At 32.5% G+C, this 7,717-nt stretch carries 9 protein-coding genes; 8 read left to right on the forward strand and 1 reads right to left on the reverse strand.

From position 1 onward, the window contains the following. Nucleotides 1-109 precede the first annotated feature (109 nt). From BOW57_RS03745 to BOW57_RS03755, 3 genes are all read left to right on the forward strand, one after another. Nucleotides 110-2,764: a TonB-dependent receptor gene (locus tag BOW57_RS03745; protein ID WP_370433253.1), complete on the forward strand. Its 2,655-nt coding sequence runs from the start codon at nucleotides 110-112 to the stop codon at nucleotides 2,762-2,764. A gap of 103 nt (nucleotides 2,765-2,867) precedes the next feature. After that, nucleotides 2,868-3,290 (forward strand): hypothetical protein, encoded by a 423-nt coding sequence (locus BOW57_RS03750; RefSeq protein ID WP_129053091.1) that lies wholly within the window; start codon nucleotides 2,868-2,870, stop codon nucleotides 3,288-3,290. A 91-nt stretch (nucleotides 3,291-3,381) separates the two neighbouring features. Beyond that, nucleotides 3,382-3,870, forward strand: coding sequence for a septal ring lytic transglycosylase RlpA family protein (locus BOW57_RS03755; protein ID WP_129053092.1), 489 nt, complete (start codon nucleotides 3,382-3,384; stop codon nucleotides 3,868-3,870). 102 nt (nucleotides 3,871-3,972) lie between these two features. Here BOW57_RS03755 and BOW57_RS03760 read toward each other — a convergent pair whose 3' ends face one another. Further along, nucleotides 3,973-4,353 (reverse strand): DinB family protein, encoded by a 381-nt coding sequence (locus tag BOW57_RS03760; RefSeq protein WP_371413509.1) that lies wholly within the window; start codon nucleotides 4,351-4,353, stop codon nucleotides 3,973-3,975. 79 nt (nucleotides 4,354-4,432) lie between these two features. Between BOW57_RS03760 and BOW57_RS03765 the strand changes: the two genes are divergently transcribed. The 5 genes from BOW57_RS03765 to nadD all read left to right on the forward strand — a co-directional run bounded on the left by BOW57_RS03765 (nucleotide 4,433) and on the right by nadD (nucleotide 7,632). Beyond that, on the forward strand, nucleotides 4,433-4,783 hold the full coding sequence (locus tag BOW57_RS03765) for an arsenate reductase family protein (protein ID WP_129053093.1): 351 nt from the start codon (nucleotides 4,433-4,435) through the stop codon (nucleotides 4,781-4,783). Nucleotides 4,784-4,877: 94 nt separating this feature from the next. Further along, the gene (locus tag BOW57_RS03770) at nucleotides 4,878-5,738 is read left to right on the forward strand and encodes a YicC/YloC family endoribonuclease (protein WP_089057137.1); all 861 of its coding nucleotides are present in this window, start codon (nucleotides 4,878-4,880) and stop codon (nucleotides 5,736-5,738) included. A 9-nt stretch (nucleotides 5,739-5,747) separates the two neighbouring features. Further along, nucleotides 5,748-6,353, forward strand: a complete 606-nt coding sequence (locus BOW57_RS03775; protein WP_129053094.1) for a hypothetical protein — start codon at nucleotides 5,748-5,750, stop codon at nucleotides 6,351-6,353. Between the two features lie 16 nt (nucleotides 6,354-6,369). Continuing rightward, a complete protein-coding gene (gene gmk, locus BOW57_RS03780; protein ID WP_129053095.1) occupies nucleotides 6,370-6,942 on the forward strand; it encodes a guanylate kinase in 573 nt (190 codons plus the stop codon). Nucleotides 6,943-7,050: 108 nt separating this feature from the next. Further along, nucleotides 7,051-7,632: a nicotinate (nicotinamide) nucleotide adenylyltransferase gene (nadD, locus tag BOW57_RS03785; protein WP_129053096.1), complete on the forward strand. Its 582-nt coding sequence runs from the start codon at nucleotides 7,051-7,053 to the stop codon at nucleotides 7,630-7,632. Nucleotides 7,633-7,717: the final 85 nt, after the last annotated feature.

Consider the following 7,717-nt stretch of genomic DNA (forward strand, 5'->3'; position numbering starts at 1 on the left):
GCGCAACAAATTTTATAAAACTTACTTTTCTTAACATTTTGATAACACTATCTGATTTAATTGTTATAATTTTGCCAAAAACAAATAACAAAAACAACAAATGAAGAAAATGAAAAATTGGTTACTTACAGGACTATTTTTTATGGTAGTTTCAACTGTATTCTCTCAGGGAAAAATTACTGGTACTATTACTGATGGTATAGTTTCATTACCAGGAGCTAATGTAGTTATCAAAGGTTCTACAACATCAACATCTACTGATTTTGATGGAAAATTTACTATTGATTCACCTACAGCTGCTGGAGAATTATACATCACTTACTTAGGTTACAACAACTTAACAGTAAAATTCACAGTTTCTAAAGGAGCTACAACAAACTTAGGAAAAATTGTTTTAGAATCTGATTCTAATCAATTAGAAGAAATTGTAGTAATGGGTAAAGGAATTATCGATTTAGCTAAAGACAGAAAAACTCCTATTGCAGTTTCTACGATTAAATCAGCAGAAATTCAAGCAAAAGTTGGTACTTCAGACATCACACAAACAATGGTAAATACACCATCTGTTTACGTTGCTGGTCAAGCTGGAGGTTACGGAGATTCAAGAATCAGCGTTCGTGGATTTGCTCAAGATAACACTGCTTTCTTATTAAACGGTCAACCAATCAATGGTATGGAAGATGGTAAAGTATACTGGTCTAACTGGTCTGGTTTATCTGATATTGCAAATGCAGTACAAATCCAAAGAGGTTTAGGATCTTCAAAATTAGCAATCTCTTCTGTAGGAGGAACTGTTAACTTCATTACAAAAGCTACTGACAAAAACGAAGGTGGTTTTGTTTCTTTAGGAGTTGCAAATGATAATTACTTCAAAACTACTGCTGCTTACAACACAGGTATGAGCAAAAGCGGATGGGGAACAAGTGTAATGTTATCTCACTGGCAAGGTGATGGTTACAATGACGGAACAAGAGGTGAAGGTCAAACTTACTTCATTTCTGTTGGATACAAAGCTAATGACAAACACAGTTTCAACTTCTTGTTAACTGGTGCTCCACAATGGCACGACCAAAACTTTACAAAAGCGATCAGCACTTATCTTCAATACGGAAGAAAATACAACAACAACTGGGGATTATTAAATGGTGAGTACGTTTCTGAAAGAACAAACTACTACCACAAACCAGTAATGAACCTTAACTGGGATTACGATATTAGCGATAAAACTCAATTATCTACTGTATTATATGCATCTTGGGGAAGAGGTGGAGGAACTGGAAGTTACGGTTCTAAATTACCTAACTTACCAAACGGACAAATTGACTTTAACGGTATCTATGCTAAAAATGCTGGAATCGGTCAAGGAATTGGAGACAGCAACGGAAGAAGTTTAAACGGAGCTTATTTAATTAGAGCTAGTGCAAACAACCACTCATGGTATGGTGCTGTATCTAATTTAAAACACCAAATCACTGATAACTTAGCTTTAAATGCAGGTTTAGACTTAAGAACTTACAAAGGAACTCACTTTAGAGAAGTTGCAAACTTCATGGGATTAACAAGCTGGAAAGAATCAAGAAACTTAAAAGGTGATAATGACCAAGGAAGTGGTACAATTGCTACAAACGTTGTTACTGAAACAGCTTCAGCAAAACCATGGCCTGCAACTTTCAATACAATTGCAGAAAACCAAAGAATTGATTACGATTACGGAGAAACTATTTCTTACGGAGGTGTTTTTAGCCAATTAGAGTATTCAAATGACAATTTCTCAGCATTCTTCCAAGGATCGCTTTCAAACCAGTCTCATACAAGAACTGATAGATACGATTACTTACCACAATTTAAAGAAGCTGAAAAAGTAAACAATGTTGGGTACAACGTAAAAGGAGGAACTAGCTACAAAATTGCTGATCAACATACAGTTTATGCAAATGCTGGATATTATTCTCGTCAACCATACCACGATAACATCTATTTGAACTTTACAAATGCTGTTAACCCACTTTCTGAAAATGAGAAAATCTTAGGATTAGAAGCTGGATATACTTTTTCTTCAAAAGTAGTAACTGCAAGTGTTAATGCTTACAGAACTTCTTGGAAAGATAGAGTTACAACTACTTCAAATGCTGCTGCTGCTGCTGATCTTATTAAATATCCATCTTTACAGTTAGGAGATTTAATTTACAAAACTAACGAAGGTGTAGAGCAAGTTCACACTGGTGTAGAGTTAGATTTCGTTGCAAAACCAACTCACAATCTTAACTTAACAGGATTCTTATCTATTGGAGACTGGCAGTATAATGGTAACGTTGTTACTACATACAGAGACGAAGGTTTAAATACTTTAGACAAAACAGTTGAAGATGTTGATGGTGGAAAAGTTGGAGATGCTGCTCAAGTAACTTACGGTTTAGGATTTAGATATGAGTTTGTTAAAAACTTATCTATCGATGCTGACTGGAGATACTACGATAAATTATACGCTAACGTAGGAGCTGTAAAAAACAACTTAGAATTACCTAGTTATGATTTAGTAGATTCTGGAATTTCGTATAAATTATTTATCGGAAAACAAAAAACTAACTCAATTGCTTTCAGAGTTAACGTTAACAACGTTTTTGACGAAGTTTACTTCTCTGAATTAACTTCTGCTAAAACAGCTGGAGCAACAGATGTAACTTACAAAGGAATTAACGTTACAAATAATGGTTTCTTCGGAATAGGAAGAACTTGGAACTTTAGCTTACGCTACAATTTCTAATAAAGAACCAAACTAAATAAGAAAAAACGGCATTGACTTTTAAGTTTAATGCCGTTTTTTATTGCCCATTTTTGTTATATTTGTTTCAATAAAAATTTAATTTATGTACCATTTTTTACAAAAATTTCACTCAGGTTGGGCCTATTTAGCACTTTTGCTTTTAGCAATTGCAGTAATAAATGCTATTATCGGCTTCTCTTCTAAAAAAGAGTTTACAGCAAAAGATCGCAAGATTTCTTTATTTGCTTTAATTGGAACTCATACACAATTGTTGATTGGTTTAATCCTTTATTTTGTGTCTCCGTTAGGAAAAGCAGCTTTTGGTCAAATGTCTAATGCTGAACTTAGATTAACTTCTTTAGAACACCCGCTGATCAATATTATCGCCATCGTTTTAATTACTATTGGATGGTCAAAACATAAAAAGCTAATTAACAGCGAAGCAAAATTTAAAACAGTTGCTATATTTTACGGATTAGGATTATTACTTATTTTAAGTAGAATTCCATGGAACCTTTGGTTCTAAAAACACCAATTAAAGCCCTAGAAAAATAGGGCTTTTTTTATCTCGGCATATTATTTGTACAAACTCCCCCAAGTCTGAAAAAAAATAAATCATGAGTAAAAAGAATATCATACTTACCACATTTGCATTAACTTTTTTAAGTTGCTTTACCTACATTATAAGCCAAACAAAACCAGTAATTGAACAAAAATCAACTCAAGACACTGTAAAAAACAATAGACCAAGCATAATTGCCTTGCCAACTGACTCTGTTTTTACAGACAAAGGCTTAAAACTAAAATTATACAAAAAAACAGCTCACGCATCCTACTATGCAGATCGTTTTAACGGTAGAAAAACAGCTGACGGAAGCAGATTCAGCAACAGTAAATATACCGCTGCTCATAAAAAACTTCCTTTTGGAACAAGAGTTAAAGTAACTAATGAAGCCAACGGAAAATTTGTAATTGTAAAAATCACAGATCGCGGTCCATTTGTAAAAACCCGTGAAATCGACCTTTCAAAAAGAGCCTTTATGGAAATCACCAAAAATAAAGGTGCCGGTGCGATGAAAGTTACAATCGAGACAATAATAGAATAAAAAAAATCCCGCTCTAGCGGGATTTTTTTATACAAACTTTTTAATACTCATCATAACTCCAGTGTGAAGTCCTTCATGATAATTATTAAAATCTAAAGCTCCTTAAATATTTTTCAAAGTATAACCTATACTTGTACCATATTCCATATAATTAACAAAAATACCCTTCTCAAAGTCACTTTCAACTTGTTGCAAAGTAGACAAAAGCAATCTTTTAATCTCATCAACCTCATCTTGCGAAACATCACCTTCCGGCTTGGTTCCTTTTTTATACTTTGCCATAAACTCTTCAGAAATATTCCCCGGCAAGCCTGACAATTTATAAACTAAAGCCTGTTGAACAGATAAGCAATGTCCCGCATTCCAAATTAAATTATTACTAAACCCTTCTGGAATTTTGTTTAATTGTTCTAATGTATAATTATCTAAAATCTTCAAAATAACTTCTCTAATGGTTTTCTGTACGTCAAAAACTGATTTCATAAATATTTTTTTTTATAAAATTAGTCATTTTTAAGTTTTAAATGATTTTTCTTTGCAGTCTAACAAATTTGTAAAAAAAATGAACAAAATATACTATTTAGCATCTTGCGACACTTGCCGAAAAATCATTAAAAGTTTACCAGAAAATCATAATTTAGTTTTTCAAGACATCAGACAAAACCCGATTACTGAAACGGAACTTGAGGAAATGTATCAACTTTCTGGAAGCTATGAAGCACTATTCAGTAAAAAAGCACAATTGTACAAATCAATGGATTTAAAAAACAAATCGTTGACTGAAGCCGATTTTAAAAAGTACATTTTAGAACATTACACTTTCTTAAGTCGTCCGGTTTTTATTATTGACGGAAAAATTTACATCGGCAACAGCCAAAAAAACATTGCAGAAGTTATAAAAGTTTTGAGCTAGGATTTTTTCCTCGATTATACAATTACACAGATTATTGAATTACAGCGCAAGACTTCAAACTTTTAGTTATCTTTGCGCCTTTATACTCAATTATATGATACAATCTATGACAGGGTTTGGCAAAGCTTCTTTGCAATTGCCTACAAAAAAAATTACCGTTGAAGTAAAGTCCTTAAATAGCAAAGGTTTAGATTTAAACGTAAGAATGCCGTCGCTTTATCGCGAAATGGAACTAGGTTTAAGAACTCAAATCGCAGCAAAACTGGAAAGAGGTAAAATTGATTTCGGAATTTATATCGAAAGCACCTCTGAACAAACTTCAACAAAAGTAAATGTACCTGTCGTAAAAAACTACATTGCTCAATTAAAAGAGGTTTATCCAGACGCTGATGAAACTGAGTTAATGAAAATGGCTGTTCGTATGCCTGATACATTAAAAACAGAACGCGAAGAAATCGACGAAAATGATTGGGAGCAAATTCAAGTTATTATTGAAGAAGCGCTTCAAAATATTTTAGGTTTTAGAAAAGACGAAGGAGAATCTCTAGAAAAGGAATTCAACTTAAGAATTGGTAATATTCGTCAATATATGAACGACGCTTTGGCATTAGATCCAGAACGTGTTCAGGCCATTAAAGATCGTTTACAGACTGCAATATCAGAATTACAAGTTAATGTTGATGAAAATCGTTTTGAGCAGGAATTAATCTACTACTTAGAAAAGTTAGATATAACGGAAGAAAAAGTGCGTTTAACGAACCATTTAGACTATTTCTTAGAGACTTTAAATGGAAATGAAGCAAACGGTAGAAAACTAGGCTTTATTACTCAAGAAATGGGTCGTGAAATCAACACTATGGGTTCAAAATCAAATCATGCTCAAATGCAAAAATTGGTTGTGATGATGAAAGATGAGTTGGAAAAGATTAAAGAACAGGTTTTGAATGTTTTGTAAAAATCAATTATGAAATATTATTTCATCTTTTTATTTTTTACAATATTCAAATGTTTTGGGCAAGATATTTCTGAAATAAATAAGGCTTTAGAAATCCCGGATACATTAGAATTTAAACAAGAAATTCGCATTTATAAAGATTATTCTGTAACAAATGGAATGGAAATTTTTAGAATGTATGATGAAGGAAAGGACAATTGGAAAGTATATATCTTTTCGTTTGATAAAGCATCTAAAGCTGTAACTAAAATAAATGCAATACAATTTCCAAAAGAAAGTATTAGAAAATTAAATCCTGTTAATCCAAATTTGATTTGGCTGAATATTCTTCTTTGTGATGTTGAGTTTTTACCAAATTTTAAAAATATTGATTACAAACTGAAAGTTGCTAAAATAATAGCAGAAGACGGAGAATTTGGAATCTCCCAAAATAAAAAGCATGTATTAGATGGTGAATCTTATAGAGTATTCGTTAAAAATGGAAATAATGAAAATAATTTTTCCTTTGACAATCCAGCTTTCTATTTAAAATATTACCCAACAGTTGATGAATTAATTTCATATAATGAATTACTATCAATCATAAAAAAAGAGTTTAATCTTTGGGAAGATTGATTACATATAAATAATAATGAACAAAGGAAAATTAATTGTTTTTTCAGCACCTTCAGGATCAGGAAAAACAACTATAGTAAAACATTTATTAGAGAAAGAAGATTTAAACTTAGAATTTTCGATCTCAGCAGCTTCTCGCGACCCACGCGGAGAAGAAGAACACGGAAAAGATTATTATTTTATTTCGTTAGAACAATTCAAAAAACACATAAAGGCCGAAGAATTCCTGGAATGGGAAGAGGTTTATCGTGATAATTTTTACGGCACATTAAAGTCGGAAATTGAGCGCATTTGGGCTTTAGGAAAAAATGTAATCTTTGACATTGATGTTGCCGGCGGATTACGTATAAAGCACAAATTTCCAGAACAGACTTTAGCCGTTTTCGTAAAACCTCCAAGTGTCGACGAACTAAAACGCAGATTAAAACAGCGTTCTACCGAAAGTGACGATAAAATTAACATGCGAATTGCAAAAGCATCTGTCGAATTAGCGACAGCGCCTCAATTTGACACTATTATAAAAAATTACGATTTAGATACAGCAAAAGAGGAAGCTTATCAATTGGTAAAAGAATTCATTAATAAGTAATTTTATTCCGCTAAAATTCAAAAAGCAAAAACACAAAGATTCACAAGTACGTTTAAAACTTTGTGAATCTTTGTGCTATCTTAGCGAATCTCTGTGAAACTCTAAAAAATGAAAATAGGACTTTACTTCGGAACGTATAACCCCATCCATGTTGGTCATTTGATCATTGCTAATCATTTGGCTGAGTTTGCAGATTTAGATCAGATTTGGATGGTTGTTACTCCTCATAATCCGCTAAAAAAGAAAGCAACCTTACTTGATGATCATCACCGTTTGCAAATGGTCTTTCTTGCAACAGAAGATTATCGAAAGATTAAACCCTCGGATATTGAGTTTAAACTGCCGCAGCCTAATTATACAGTTGTTACGTTAGCGCATTTACAAGAAAAATATCCAAGTCATGAATTTTCTTTGATTATGGGTGAAGACAATCTAAAAACGCTTCATAAATGGAGAAACTACGAGGTGATTCTCGAAAACCATGATATTTATGTTTACCCCCGAATCTCTGATGAACCAGAAAACACTGAGCTAAAATCACATCCAAAAATTCATGTAATTGATGCTCCTATTGTAGAAATTTCATCAACTTTTATTCGAAACAACATTAAAGAGGGCAAAAACATTCAGCCTTTACTGCCGCCTAAAGTTTGGGAATATATCGATCACAATAATTTATATAAAAAGTAAAAAATCATTTTACATACGATCTCGTAATTTCGAGGAACGAGAAATCGCAATTAGAAATAAAAAAGAAAGCTGATTTAAATTACTA

Origin of the sequence: Flavobacterium sp. YO64 (assembly GCF_004119505.1) — a bacterium.
Taxonomy (GTDB): Bacteria; Bacteroidota; Bacteroidia; order Flavobacteriales; family Flavobacteriaceae; genus Flavobacterium; species Flavobacterium oncorhynchi.